The 13,558-nt window shown below is 51.4% G+C and carries 10 protein-coding genes; 7 read left to right on the top strand and 3 right to left on the bottom strand.

What is annotated here, in order from left to right; translation table 11 throughout:
- Nucleotides 1-6: 6 nt before the first annotated feature.
- Nucleotides 7-264 (bottom strand): hypothetical protein, encoded by a 258-nt coding sequence (locus P2W70_RS18365; protein ID WP_276482966.1) that lies wholly within the window; start codon nucleotides 262-264, stop codon nucleotides 7-9.
- A gap of 540 nt (nucleotides 265-804) precedes the next feature.
- Here P2W70_RS18365 and P2W70_RS18360 point away from each other — a divergent pair.
- The 3 genes from P2W70_RS18360 (at nucleotide 805) to P2W70_RS18350 (ending at nucleotide 4,382) form a co-directional block, all read left to right on the top strand.
- Nucleotides 805-1,878, top strand: a complete 1,074-nt coding sequence (locus P2W70_RS18360) for a saccharopine dehydrogenase family protein (RefSeq protein ID WP_276482965.1) — start codon at nucleotides 805-807, stop codon at nucleotides 1,876-1,878.
- 5 nt (nucleotides 1,879-1,883) lie between these two features.
- Nucleotides 1,884-2,789: a DUF1338 domain-containing protein gene (locus tag P2W70_RS18355; RefSeq protein WP_276482964.1), complete on the top strand. Its 906-nt coding sequence runs from the start codon at nucleotides 1,884-1,886 to the stop codon at nucleotides 2,787-2,789.
- Nucleotides 2,790-3,515: 726 nt separating this feature from the next.
- Complete coding sequence (locus P2W70_RS18350) at nucleotides 3,516-4,382, top strand: HEPN domain-containing protein (RefSeq protein ID WP_276482963.1); 867 nt, start codon at nucleotides 3,516-3,518, stop codon at nucleotides 4,380-4,382.
- Between the two features lie 52 nt (nucleotides 4,383-4,434).
- On the opposite strand, the gene P2W70_RS18345 is transcribed toward P2W70_RS18350, so the two are convergent.
- Entirely contained in the window at nucleotides 4,435-5,076 is a 642-nt protein-coding gene (locus P2W70_RS18345; RefSeq protein WP_276482962.1) for a DUF6266 family protein, read from the bottom strand.
- A gap of 904 nt (nucleotides 5,077-5,980) precedes the next feature.
- On the bottom strand, nucleotides 5,981-6,388 hold the full coding sequence (locus tag P2W70_RS18340; RefSeq protein ID WP_276482961.1) for a DUF4421 family protein: 408 nt from the start codon (nucleotides 6,386-6,388) through the stop codon (nucleotides 5,981-5,983).
- A gap of 412 nt (nucleotides 6,389-6,800) precedes the next feature.
- Between P2W70_RS18340 and P2W70_RS18335 the strand changes: the two genes are divergently transcribed.
- The 4 genes from P2W70_RS18335 to P2W70_RS18320 are packed head-to-tail and all read left to right on the top strand — an operon-like array spanning nucleotide 6,801 to nucleotide 13,460.
- The gene (locus P2W70_RS18335; protein WP_276482960.1) at nucleotides 6,801-7,379 is read left to right on the top strand and encodes an RNA polymerase sigma factor; all 579 of its coding nucleotides are present in this window, start codon (nucleotides 6,801-6,803) and stop codon (nucleotides 7,377-7,379) included.
- Between the two features lie 58 nt (nucleotides 7,380-7,437).
- Complete coding sequence (locus P2W70_RS18330; protein WP_276482959.1) at nucleotides 7,438-8,499, top strand: FecR family protein; 1,062 nt, start codon at nucleotides 7,438-7,440, stop codon at nucleotides 8,497-8,499.
- Nucleotides 8,500-8,539: 40 nt separating this feature from the next.
- Complete coding sequence (locus P2W70_RS18325; protein ID WP_276482958.1) at nucleotides 8,540-11,821, top strand: SusC/RagA family TonB-linked outer membrane protein; 3,282 nt, start codon at nucleotides 8,540-8,542, stop codon at nucleotides 11,819-11,821.
- Nucleotides 11,822-11,840: 19 nt separating this feature from the next.
- A complete protein-coding gene (locus P2W70_RS18320) occupies nucleotides 11,841-13,460 on the top strand; it encodes a RagB/SusD family nutrient uptake outer membrane protein (protein ID WP_276482957.1) in 1,620 nt (539 codons plus the stop codon).
- Nucleotides 13,461-13,558: the final 98 nt, after the last annotated feature.

The following is a 13,558-nucleotide window of genomic DNA, read 5'->3' as shown; positions in this document are numbered from 1 at the left end:
GTCAACTTATTTGGGGAAACTAAACGCCAGCCAGGTCATCAGCAGGGCCATCAGGGTGGCGGAGACCAGCGAACCCCAGAAGAGGGCCCACCCGAAAGCAATCAGTACGGGCCGGTTGCGGGGAATGGCATATTGAAGGGCAGCGCCGGCGGATATAGCGAAGAGGATGAAGCCTGATATCCAGAAAAAGTTGTCGAGCAGCCTGGCCGATAGCAGGATGGCGAGGTGCGTGACAATAACAGCGCCGCAAAAAAATTCTTTCATAGTTTATTTATTTATCATCAATCTCTATGCCGGGTTCCCGTTTTTTAGACCCAGCTACTATTACCAGTTTTAGGTGAAAGGGGGATAGCGTCCTATGCTGCCGTTGGAGCCGACCTTGCCTTGCGAAAGTTATGCCACACGCTGTAAAAGATCATGGCACTGATTAACAAAGGAAAGGCGAAAAATGGGAAGTCTTCATGCGGCAATCACCAGCTCTGTATCAGGGTGCCAAGTTAATGCTTAACCGCTTTGTTGGCAAGTCTGCCTGGCAACGAAGGGGCGCCAGAACCAACACCAACACAAGGAATACGAGAGAGGTCCACGTCAAATTTTCAAAGGGGTATATTTGCCTTTGCCCCATATTTTCCCTAATATTGCAAGGCTCGTATGAATGACTCCTTCAAAATATTCTATTCGTACATGGCGTTCCTGCGGAGTGCCTGTGCGAACGTGCCATAATCTTCCTGCCTTTTTCCGTCCCTTTTATTGTTTGAACGCGTACATGGCGCGTGCCATATTATTCATCATAAATTCATTATTGTGAAACGAATTGCTGTTACCGGCATGGGTAAAGTGGGCTCATTGGTGGGTACTTTGCTGGCCGATCTGTTTTCCGTTACCGGTATCGATAAGCAGGCTCCTGCCATGCCGGTCAGTTTTCCTACAGTAGAAGGAAACGTAACCGACCCCACTACACTCCGGGAATTGTTGAAAGGCCATGATGCGGTAGTCTCCTGCCTGCCGTACAACCTCAACCTGGCCGTAGCGAAAACCGCTTATGAGTTGGGTATTCATTATTTCGATCTGACGGAAGATGTGGCTACCACGGCCGCTATCCGTGAGATGGCAACAACTGCCAAGGGCGTGATGATCCCCCAATGCGGGTTGGCGCCGGGCTTTATTGGTATTGTCGGTTCGCAACTGACCAAGTCGTTTACGAAGCTGCGCGATATTGAATTGCGGGTGGGTGCCTTGCCGCGTTATCCCAATGGCCTCATGGGCTATTCTTTTACCTGGTCGCCGGCGGGTGTGATCAATGAGTACATCAATGATGCCGAATGTATTCACAACGGAGCGCGTAAAATGGTGCCGTCGCTGGAAGGATTGGAGACGATCAACATAGAAGGGCAGGAGTTCGAGGCATTTACTACTTCTGGTGGGTTGGGTACACTCTGCGAAACCCTGGAAGGAAAAGTAGATACGCTCAATTACAAGACCATCCGTTATCCCGGCCATGCCAAACTGATGCGCTTTTTGTTGTACGAGCTGATCCTGAAAGAAAAGCGCGAGCTGACAGAGCAGATCCTGACAGAAGCCAAGCCACCTGTAAAAGAAGATGTGGTGTATGTATATGCGGTAGTGGAAGGTTGGGATGGTGATTTCCTGAAGCGGGAAGAATTTTACCGTGCCTATCACCCCATCGATATCCATGGCCGCAACTGGCGTGCGATATCCTGGACGACGGCTGCTTCGGTAGTAGCCGTGGTAGAGATGGTGGCCAATGGTAAACTGCCAGCCAAAGGTTTTGTGAAACAGGAAGATATTGGTCTCGATGATTTTTATGCAACACGTTGGGGTCGGCTGTATGCAGCGGACCAGTCCACTAAAAAGTAAATACGATGACTACAAGATCCAATACATTACAGGCAGTGCTCGATGGCCTCATGAGCCGTTATAAAGAGCGCGTGCCCGATGTGGCCACCATTCTCCAGGCGATGATCAGGGGTGGCATTATCAAAGAAGAGCAGGATATTGAAAATGATCATATCGCCTTTCGAACCTTGGGAGTACCGCACCTCGGGATCGCCTCGCTCGAAAAAGTGTTTTTGTATTATGGTTACCAACGGCGGGATGCGTATTTCTTCCAGGAGAAAAAGCTCAATGCCTATTGGTATGCGCCACCGGTCGCCGGAATGCCGCGCATCTTCATTTCAGAGCTGCGGGTAGCCGATCTGTCGGCCGAAGCGCAAAACATTATTCATCAGTATACCGATAAGGTACAGGTGGACCCGGTCGATCAACTGGATCTCGGCGATGCGGCCGCTGTGGATGAATACCTGCACAGCAGCTCCTGGGACCTGCCCACGCTCGCCGACTACGAGGCGCTGGCGAAGGAATCGGAATATGCAGCCTGGGCGATCTATAACCGGTATTACCTGAACCACTATACGTTGTCGGTCCACAACTTGCCGCAGCCTTATAATGACCTGGCAGCTTTCAATGCCTTTCTCGAACAGCAGGGCATCGTGCTGAACGATTCCGGTGGCAAGATCAAGCAAAGTCCGGATGGCAACCTGCTGCAAAGTAGTACGGTGGCAGGAATGGTAGAGGCTGCATTTGCCGGTGGCGATCACAAAACCATTCCCGGTTCTTACGTCGAGTTTGCCGAGCGCCGGGTGCTGGAGCAATTCCGCCACCTGCCAGCCAGTGAGATCACACCAGCCCATCGCCGTGAAGGGTTTGAAGCCGGCAATGCCGATAAGATATTCGAAAGCACCTATCTGGAGCAGGCGGGGAAACGATAAGCTTATAGGCCGGTAGGACGTCTTTGCCCGGTCTTGGAAAATGTAAACACCCGTTATAAACAGTTTTAGCGTAAAAGCTACTCAAAGTTTTAAAAACTGCGCAAAAGCGTATATAGCGCCCGATTTTCGGGCGCTTTTTTTATGCCTGGTTGCAAAAAAAGCCGGGTGTTTATAACGTGTATGTATCGTGATCCGGGGGCGTGTTTGCCCCAGCTTTGTGCTTTCAAAATGATTGATATGAAAACGAGATCAAACATACTTCGTACGTACGGCAACCAAGAGGTGGCGTCGTTTAGCGAAACAGGCAGGTCACTCGCCTGGCAGTTGCCTGCCGCAGCACTAGATATGCCCTGGCAATCCAACCCCTTACAGAACAGTGGCAGAACAGTGCCAGAGCTGTGCCAGAACAGTGGTATGTTTACCGACTGCCGGTTCGGACGGAGCGGGCAAGATGCCTTGCTGTCAATTGTTCAGGACTATACACCATTGAAGATCCTGGTCGATCAACTATTTCCCTTCATGCGTAATGATTGGTGGACGGGGCAAATTCGAAATAGAGGTTGTGTCACCTGCAAGCCTTTTGCTACTATTATATTTAGCAAAACTCAATCTGCCCCTGCCCCAAAATCGTATATACAACGAGTTGACATTGCCAGCTCCTTAGTTTTCTAGGGTCACCAGCAGGGATTTATTTTTATTACATCAATCAGTTAATTTTACTGTATCATGCAAACGTCTTTGGAACATTTACCGGAACACAAGCAAGCGCAGCTGCGGGAGATCTCTGCCATCATCGTAAAGGCGGTAGATCCCGAAAAGGTGATCCTGTTTGGTAGTCATGCAACGGGCCGTTGGGTACAGGAGCGCGGCACCGAGGATGGCCGGCTGTATGAGTATGTGAGCGACTACGATATATTGGTGATCACCCGGAAAGGCGATATACGGAAGGATTACGAGGTGCAGGATATTATCGAGAACCGCTGCGTGTACAAAACGCCGGTGAATGTGATTGTGCACGAAATTGGCTTTATCAACAAGATGCTGAGCGAGGGCCAGTACTTCTTTAGCGATATCGAGCAGGAAGGTATATTGTTGTATGATGCAGGAAGTACTCCGCTTGCCGAGCGAAAGGCGCTAAGCCCTGCGGAAGCCAAGGTGATTGCGCAGCAGTATTACGATCATTGGTTTGCCGGTGCTACAGACTTTTTAAAAGTTGCTTCCTTTTGCCTGCAACAAGAAAGGCTAAAGATTGGCGCCTTCAACCTGCATCAGGCAGCAGAGCGTACTTACAATGCGGTAATCCTGGTAGAAACGGGATATAAACCCAAGACGCACAATCTGGATAAACTGAAGCGGTATAGCAAGCGGTTTTCTGAAAAGCTCGACAGTATCTTTCCAGAGAACACGGCTGAAGAAATGAATTTGTTTGATCTTCTGACGCGAGGCTATATTGATGCGCGCTATAAAGACAATTATCACATTACTGCAGCTGAGTTAGGAGCATTGATTGAACGGGTTGAAGAACTGCAGGCCGTAGCAGGCCCGCTGTGCCTTGAAAAGATCGCCTCGTTTGAACGGATAACCACCGGATGATTTACCCATAAGTTTTAAGCGCTTAGTGTCACGATTCAGTATTTTGACAGCATCAAGCCACGGTAACCTCACCTGTGAACAGGCTATCCGCTAGATCCCGCTTGTCTTCAGAGATAAAGGTCAGCCAGGTTTGAACTGTTTTTCCGCTCAGTCCACTTGCATCGAGTGTATCGGTCATAGCAATCCGTGTGACGCCTTTACGATACCAGGCGCGGTTCAACTCCGGGCAATAAGCCACCAGCAATGCCTGGTCTTTCGGTCCGGCCTTGCCAAGGGGGATGTCCATATTTCCCCAGTTAAATTGAATCCCACCTGCAGACGCCGCTACTGCCTGCGCGCTGGCTGCATTGGGCAGGCTGCCCCGGCTGATCATCACCTGGCTGTACAGGATGTCGTAAAAGGGATACGTTCCGATCAGTGCCCGCTTCAAAAGGTCGGATATGGCGCTGTTGATGCCCGTCATCAGGTTGGCGTTTTTAGTGAAGGTTTCCATGAACAGGTCCTGGATAGTGCGGGTAAACCGGATGGCCGTGGCAAATTTAGCTTGTTGCTCCAGTTGTTTCTGCGACTGTTTCCTGCCTTTACGGGTAACGGGTTTGCTGCGGATATATTCGATCCCCTTCCAGTTTCCGCCAACTACCGATCCCACGGTACCGGAAAATCCGCCCAATACGCCTTTTGCTATTCTTCCCATACGATATTGCTTTAAAATAAACGATGACGATACTGTGTTGCCGGCAGGGTAACCGATATTGCCGGTGCTGCCGCATCAAATGTAACGGCGGCTCAACCGCTCCGCCAAATGCCCGTGTCGCAAAACGGAACATTTAATGCTAATAGGAACTTTAATTTGCAATTGCTGCCGGAAAACTGCCCCCAGGCTTCAAATAGCTGGTGGATTGTCTGCACTTTTGCCCGTGACTGATTCGTGAATCGTTCGTGTCTCGTTCGGGACTTCTTCGGGAAATCCCTGAGCATTCCCAATGAAATCACGAACAATTCCCGAAGAAAAGGTGAGGGAAGGGATACTATCTAACGGATTTGTGAGGTTAATGCTCGAATCCGACCGGTTCATCAGGGCACCGACCTTCTTTAGTCTGGCCCAAACCGGGTATTCGATTGTAAGGCTCTTTTTAGTAGACTTGTGAAGCTCTTTTTGCTGATGGGTATCTTTCTTGGTTTGTGTGGTTTAGTCGACTGTTGCGCCTAGAAGGTGTCTTAAATCGGATGCTGCATTGTTTGTGCAATTTTGGTCGGCACTTTTGGTGGCCATATTCTCTGCATGTTGTCTGTACATGTTCTACACATTGTCTACACATGCTCTGGCTTGTCAATGACGGGTGGCAATGTTTCTAAGGTATGTAGAGGATGTGTAGGCGGAATCCCGGCAATGTGGCACGACCAACGCCGGTCTTGCCAGGTTGGTTGGCTCGGACAAGTTGATCTGTCTGGTAAACAAGCGGGCGAATAACGGGCATAGGGTATGGTTAGTGGGTGCAGACTGTATGCGTGCTATTCCGGGAATGGCCTGAAAAAGCACGGGTATAGTATCGGGACTATACAGGCGTTTAGTGCATTCTCAGTGCATTCCTGGTGCATTACCAGTACATACCCCGCCCATTCGGCATATCCTTTTTATGGTCTGGTATCAGCAGGCTATTGTAGCTGTCATAAAATGGGTGAAACACCAGCTTCCGCCCGCCAAACCGGAAACGTATGCTGGTATATTGCAGTTTGACGTTCCTGTCTAGCTGTGTGCCGGGGAGATTAAAGGCGTATTGGAGCGACAACCACTTGTAATTGGCATAGGCGCCGAGGTAGTGGCTGCTGTTGGCCGATAACTTAAAGTTGCTGTTGCGCTCGCGCCTCCGGGAGAAGGTGAAGCTCATGCTGTACACCCCTGGTCCTGCCTCCACCATATTGGGCCGGGCAAATCGCTGGATATAACTGGTATCCACGCGGCCTACCTGAGCGTTCAATACGGCGCCTGTACAGAGCAGCAGCATCGTTATCAGCAATGAATTTACAGCACTGGGTCTCATCATGGTTGGTCGGGTCCTGGTCAAAACTACCCCGAAAATTATATATGTATATCGTTCATCATACTGGCCGGCCAATTGAGTAACATGAATTGTCCGGAACAGCCGGTAGACTGTCTGCGTGTAACAAAAGGTAGTTCACTAATCGGTCCAGGTGCCTGCGTTTTCGTAAGAAAAAGAAGTCTGGATTATTGAAGGCACGCAAATGGGAAGCTCCTTCCATTTGATCGTCCCACTCTCCGTGGAGCATTACCAGGTAAAGTCTGCGAAGACGCAGGCCTCCCTGCAACACCCTCCAATTAATTGTTGAACCAACACTTAAAAATTCCTACCTTGCCCTATACGACTGCCCCTAGCTGGAGGCTGCACCTACCTAACCATGCCGGATCAAACAGCGCCATATTTTGACCCTAACGACCCTGTTTCATACCGGACCCTCTATGTCCATTATTACAAGAAGCTTTATAACTATGGTCGCAAGTTTACCACCGACCATGTCCTCATAGAAGACAGCATCCAGGATATCTTTCTCGACTACTGGAACAAGCAGGACCGTATCGATCAGCCCGCTGCCCTCAACAGTTTTTTATTTACCGCTTTCCGCTATTCCCTGTTCCGCAAGATGCAGCGCGCGCAACGCCAGCTGCCGCTGACCGACCAGGCCGACGAACCGGCCTTTTATGCCAGTGCCTTTTTCACCCGCGACAATACCCCGGAGGAACTGGCCGAAAAGATCCGACTCGCTATGGAATCCCTTACTCCCCGTCAACGGGAAGCCCTGTTCCTGCGCTTTTATGAAGCACTTTCTTATGAAGAGATTGCCGACATCATGCACATAACCGTCAAAGCCTCCTATAAATTGATGGCCCGCAGCCTGTTGCAACTGAAACAGGCCCTTACCTCTGCTGCCTGGTGGTGGCTGGTGACCGCCTTAGTAGAGGCCCGGAAAAATTCTTAAAAAATAATTCATCCCCCGTGGGGTAATCCGGCCATAGGCCGGTACTAAATCAATAGCAATGGAGACGCCCGATTATAAAGACTATGTGCAGTGCACCAGCCGTGACCTTATCTGTGACCCGCTTTTCCAGCAATGGGTCATAGCACCCACCGCCGAAGCGGATGCATTTTGGGGGGAACTGGTGCGGCGTTACCCTGCCACTCAACAGCCGATGGAGGAGGCCCAACAGCTCCTGACCAGCTTGTCATTTCGGATCGATGAGCCGGGCGACGAAATAGCCAATAGTTCTTTCAATCAGGTAGCCGCTCAACTGGGTTGGCTCGCTGGAGACCGCGAGCCGGTGGCCGCCCCCGTCAGATCGATACGCCGCCGCATGTGGTGGTCTGCCGTAGCTGCTGCTGCCGTCGTCGCCATCATGTTGCTGCTCGTCAACCGGCAGTCGGATGCCGATCGGGAAAAAGTCGCGCACCAAACGTCTTACGGCAGCAAAAAGCAGGTCACGCTGCCGGATGGGTCGGTAGTGGTGCTCAACGCGCACTCGACCATTGAATACCCCGAAAATTGGGAAGGTCAGCCGGTACGCGAAGTGAGGTTGACAGGCGAAGGCTATTTCCAGGTTACCAGGCAATTCGTAGCCGGCACGAAAACCCCACAAGCCTTCAAAGTGCAGACCGATAACCTGGTGGTGGAAGTGCTGGGCACCAGTTTCGATATCCGCGAGCGCCGTGGTATCACGGAAGTAGTGCTGGAAACCGGTAAGATCGCGCTGCATTTCAACAATCCGTCGCACCAGGCCATTACCATGAAACCTGGAGATCGGGTGGTATACGATCCGGCCCGGCAACAGCCTGCCCGCGATACGGCCAATGCCAAAGATTTCAGCGCCTGGAAGCACAACAAGCTGATCCTGAAAGACCCCAATGTAGGCGAGATCATCCGGTACCTGGAAGACAATTACGGTAAAAAGATCATTCTCGAAGACCCGCGCATGGCGGAACGGGCGATCACCGGACCTATTTATTACGACAATTTGAACGACGCTTTATTTATACTATCAACTGTTTTGAATACACAGGTCATTAAACAAGACAGCATCATTGTCCTCCGGCCAAGGAACTGAGACTGCCTGCTGACTGACCGCTTATTTTAAAATTGCCACCATGATTGCTTATCATTTGAGAAGATGCCTTGTCGCATCCTGTTGCCTGCTATGGATAACCGCCTTTGAGCAGGCCCCATCTAAATCGATCTCCCTCCAGGACGCCCTGAAAAAAGTAACCCAGGCCTTCGGCACCCAGTTTGTCTACGATGCCGCTCTGCTCGATGGAAAACAAACCAGCTTCGACTTTACCAATGTAGAAAAACGAACGACCGAAGAAGTGCTCAAAGCAGTACTGTACCCACACAACATCGTTTTCCTCTACGTAAAACCTAATTATTATACCATCGTTGCCAAAGACCGTATAGAAGGCGCAGCAGCTGCTGCCAACAGTGGGCAACCAACCAGCGCGCCTGCCAGTACGGATCCGGTCAAGAAAAAGATTACCCTTACGGGTATCGTGCTCGACAGTGCCCGCAAAGGTATCCCGCAGGTGACCATCACTGAGCTGGGTACCCGCAACACCGCCATGTCGGGCAGCGACGGCAGCTTCAACATCACGCTTACTAAAGAGGCAGCCGTACTGAACTTCTCGTCGATCGGCTACCTGTCGCAAGACCTGCCCGCAGCCGGCAAAGCTTCCCTTACCGTGGTACTGCAAACGGCCTCTAAAAGCCTGACAGAAGTAGTGGTGATCGGTTACGGCGCCCAACGTAAAGCGGAAGTAACGAGTTCCATCGCTACCGTAAAGTCCGAGAATTTCACCAAGGGCAATGTGCTCGACGCCGGACAATTGTTGCAGGGCAAGGTAGCAGGTCTCTCAGTATCCGCTCCCAGCGGTGACCCCACCAGCGGCTCGCAGATCCTGCTGCGGGGTAGTACCACCTTGCTGGGTGCCAACAGCAACCCGCTGATCCTGGTAGACGGTATTCCCGGCGACCTGAAAACCGTTGCGCCGGAAGACATCGAATCGATCGATGTGCTGAAGGATGGATCGGCTGCCGCCATCTATGGTACCCGTGGTACCAATGGGGTGATCATCGTTACCACCCGGCGGGCCAGCGGCAATTACACCAGCTCGGTAGAATACAGTGGCTCTGTCAGCACCCAGAGCATTGCTCGCAAACTCGATATGCTGACGGCGGCCGATTACCGCGCGCAAATCGCCAGCGGTGACCGCGCTGCCGACCTCGATAAAGGTGCTTCCACCGATTGGCTCAACGAAATCTCGCAAACGCCCATCAGCAATATCCACAACCTGACTTTCCGGGGTGGCAACAGTACGACCAATTATCTCGCCAACCTCAACTTCCGTTTGCTGGAAGGGGTGTTCCTCAAGTCGAACAACAACACCTTTACGGGTCGCATCGATATCAACCACAACATGTTCAACAACCGGTTGAAGTTCAATTTTGGCGTCATCAATTCGCAGAACAAATACAACACCACCGGTGATGGCGCCAGCTTCAACGGATACACCTACCGGCAGGCGCTCATTCGCAATCCTACGCAGCCTATTAAAGATGCAGACGGACGCTGGGATGAACAGCCCGGTCAATTCAACTACGAGAACCCACTGGCGCGCCTCTACGAAAGCGATGGCCAGAATACCGCACAGAACACACGTTACAATACCAATATCACCATCCTGCCGGTTCGTGGTTTACGCCTCAATGCTTTGCTGTCCTACACCAAGTTTAACCAAAGCCGCGGCTATGCCGAAACCAAGGAACATATCTCCACCCGCCGTGACTCCCGCAATGGGTATGCCTCAGTAGGTGGCCGGGAATCTATCGATCGCCTCCTGGAACTGACCGCTGATTACAGCAAGACCATCGATGATCACCGGTTCTCCGTACTCGGCGGTTATAGCTACCAGGAGAATGAATACAGCGACCATTGGATGCAGAACTGGGATTTTCCCACCGACCAGTTTGGCTACAACAACATCGGCCTTGGCGGTGCCCTCAAAGAAGGTCTTGCCCCACAAAGCAGTACCAAAAGTGTGACCAACCTCATTGGCTTCTTCGGACGTGTTACGTATAGCTATGCTGATAAATACCTCTTGTTGGGTAGCTTGCGCTACGAAGCGGCCAGCCAACTCTATGGGGCCAAAAAGCCCTGGGGCCTGTTCCCGGCAGTATCGGTAGGTTGGCGCCTGACGAAGGAGAGCTTCATGCAGAACCAAACCCTGTTCGACGATATCAAGATCCGTGCAGGATACGGTGTTACCGGTACGCAGCCCAATGACCTGTTTCGCGGTGTATCCCTGCTTGGTTATACTGGTTGGTATTACCTCAATGGTCAGTGGACACAAACCCTCGGACCCACACAGAACCCCAATCCGGAGTTGAAATGGGAAGAGAAACACGAGACCAATATCGGAATGGACTTTTCCATGTTCAAAGGCAAAGTGTCTGGTAGCATCGACTATTATGTGCGCAACATCAAAGGCTTGTTGTACGACTACCAGGTGCCGAGTCCGCCCAACCTGTTCACCACGACCCGCGCCAATGTGGGCAAGATGCAGAACAAGGGCATCGAGGTGATCGTGAACTACACGCCGGTCCAGACGAAGACCTTTGTGTGGAATACCAGTGTCAACTTCTCGACCAACAGCAACAAGCTGATCAATCTTTCTAACGATCTGTATAAGCTCACGAATCCCTGGTTTACTGCCGGCGGTACCGGTGAGCCCATCCAGACCTTCACCCATATCGTAGAAGTAGGAAAGGAGATCGGAAATTTCTATGGCTTTAAAGTGATTGACGTTACGAACGATGGCAAATGGATCTATGAAGGCGCCGATGGTAAACCCGTCAATTACGATGACCTCGACCACGCCTTTGAAGACAAGAAAGTACTGGGCAATGGTTTGCCAAAATTCTATGCAGGCTGGAATAATAATTTCCGCTACAAGAACTGGGACCTCGGCATCACCATGCGGGGCGCCTTCAAATACCAGATACTGAACTTTCAGCGTATGTACTATGAGAATACGCAGATACAGCAATACAACCGGATGAAGTCGGCGTATGATAAAGTGTTTGGTAAAGCCGTATTGAGTAAGGACATGCCCCTTGAATTCAACAGCTACTACATCGAGGATGGCGATTTCTGGAAGATCGACAACATTACGCTCGGCTTCAACCTCAACAATACCGGCATCACGTTTATCAAATCGGCCCGCTTCTTTGTGTCGACGCTGAACACGTTTATGATCACCGGTTACAAAGGCATCGATCCGGAAGTGAACCGCCTGGGACTGACACCGGGTAATGACGATCGCGACAAATATCCTACGACGCGTACCTATACCATCGGAGTAAACTTAAATTTCTAACGATAAATACAGCATCATTATGAAACGATTCATCTATACCGCCGCTGTAGCTGCCACCTGTACCTTGTCTTGTACCAAACTCAAAGACACCAACTATAACGCTATCATTGCTTCGCAGTTCAACCCGTCGGGCGATGACCTCAACTCGCTGGTAGGCAGTGCCTATACCAATTGGCGCCTGCTGTTGCTCAACTGGAACGGTGTACACCGTGCTCAGGAAAACACCGCCGACCTGGTCGTGACACCTGCCCGTCCCAATGGGTGGGTAGATGGTGGCATCTACCGTCGCCTGCACGAGCACAAGTGGACAGCTGATGACGATGTGGTGCGCCCCTGCTGGGAGCGTACCTATGCAGGCATCACCAATTGCAACCGTATTATCTACCAGATCGAATCGGGTGGCATCCCGATGACAGAGGGCAAGGAGAACGTGCTGGCGGAATTGAAGGTGTTGCGCGCTTCTTACTATTATGTGTTGGTAGACCTATACGGCAATGTGCCGATCGTCACAGACTTCAACGTACCCGCCGGTTTCCTGCCACAGCAAAGCACGCGTAAACAGGTATATGATTTCATTGTAAAAGAGATCACGGACAATATCAGTTTGCTCAGCACGAAGAACGACCAGACCACTTACGCCCGTTTCAACAAATGGGCGGCACATACCCTGCTGGCCAAGATGTATCTCAATGCCCAGGTATTTGCCGGCACCGCCGAATGGCAGAAATGTATCGAGCAATGCGATGCGGTATTGAACTCGGGTGCCGGTTACGTATTGGAGGCCGACCAGCGCGAGGTGTTCAAGACGGAAAATGAAGGTTCGAAAGAGATCATCTTCGCCCTGCCCATTGACGAGAACTATACCACCGATTGGAATGCTTTCGATATACACATGCAAACCCTGCAGCCGGCCAACCAGGCTACGTATAACCTGAAGTCGGCCCCCTGGGGTGGCATCTGTGCCATTCCGCAGGCCATCAGTTCCTATGATCCCGATGATGCGCGGCTCAAAGCCAATTGGATACAAGGGCAGCAGTACACCGCCAGTGGTGTGCCCCTGGTGAGCAATATGGGCGCCTCCAACGGCAAGCCCCTCATCTTTGTGAACAGTGTGCCGGGTATCGATGAAAGTGATGAGACCAATGGGTTCCGCCTTGGTAAATTCGAGATCGCCAAAGGCGCCAACGTACAGCTCAACAACGACTGGCCGCTTTTCCGCTTTGCTGATATCAAGATGATGAAGGCGGAGTGCTTGCTGCGTACCGGGAAGGCCGATGAGGCAGCAGTAATCGTTACCGAAGTGCGTGCCCGCAATTTCCGGAGCAATCCAGGCAAAGCGACGGTGACGGGTGCACAACTGCAGGGCGGCAGTTCGTATGACTACGGTCTGCGCAACCACCTGGCCTCGACCAATGAAGGTGGTGCGGATATTCAGTATGGCCGTTTTCTAGACGAGCTGGGCTGGGAATTCAACCAGGAAGCCCGCCGTCGCCAGGACCTGATACGTTTTGGTGTGTTCACCAAAAAATCATGGTTCTCGCATTCCCCCAACGGTGACTACCGAGCCCTCTTCCCGATCCCCCGGGTAGAGATCAATAAAAATGGTAACCTGAAGCAGAATACGGGCTACCCGCAATAATAGCAATGGTCGATGGATCGTGGACCCAGGGAGCTAGGTTCGCGATCCTTTTTTTAAGCTGGTCTTAACGGCTCAATCTGACCCGCGACCGCTTTCCC

Source organism: Paraflavitalea pollutisoli, assembly GCF_029360705.1.
GTDB classification, from domain to species: Bacteria; Bacteroidota; Bacteroidia; order Chitinophagales; family Chitinophagaceae; genus Paraflavitalea; species Paraflavitalea pollutisoli.
Note: the sequence above shows the minus strand (reverse complement) of the source record. Positions and strands in the feature narration are given on the sequence as shown.

What these genes read in the sequence shown, in the direction of transcription:
- P2W70_RS18340 (WP_276482961.1), bottom strand. Translation starts at nt 6,388, where the DNA reads ATGCTGCTGCTCTGTACAGGCGCCGTATTGAACGCTCAGGTAGGCCGC.
- P2W70_RS18325 (WP_276482958.1), top strand. Translation starts at nt 8,540, where the DNA reads ATGATTGCTTATCATTTGAGAAGATGCCTTGTCGCATCCTGTTGCCTG.
- P2W70_RS18365 (WP_276482966.1), bottom strand. Translation starts at nt 264, where the DNA reads ATGAAAGAATTTTTTTGCGGCGCTGTTATTGTCACGCACCTCGCCATC.
- P2W70_RS18330 (WP_276482959.1), top strand. Translation starts at nt 7,438, where the DNA reads ATGGAGACGCCCGATTATAAAGACTATGTGCAGTGCACCAGCCGTGAC.
- P2W70_RS18320 (WP_276482957.1), top strand. Translation starts at nt 11,841, where the DNA reads ATGAAACGATTCATCTATACCGCCGCTGTAGCTGCCACCTGTACCTTG.
- P2W70_RS18350 (WP_276482963.1), top strand. Translation starts at nt 3,516, where the DNA reads ATGCAAACGTCTTTGGAACATTTACCGGAACACAAGCAAGCGCAGCTG.
- P2W70_RS18335 (WP_276482960.1), top strand. Translation starts at nt 6,801, where the DNA reads ATGCCGGATCAAACAGCGCCATATTTTGACCCTAACGACCCTGTTTCA.
- P2W70_RS18345 (WP_276482962.1), bottom strand. Translation starts at nt 5,076, where the DNA reads ATGGGAAGAATAGCAAAAGGCGTATTGGGCGGATTTTCCGGTACCGTG.
- P2W70_RS18355 (WP_276482964.1), top strand. Translation starts at nt 1,884, where the DNA reads ATGACTACAAGATCCAATACATTACAGGCAGTGCTCGATGGCCTCATG.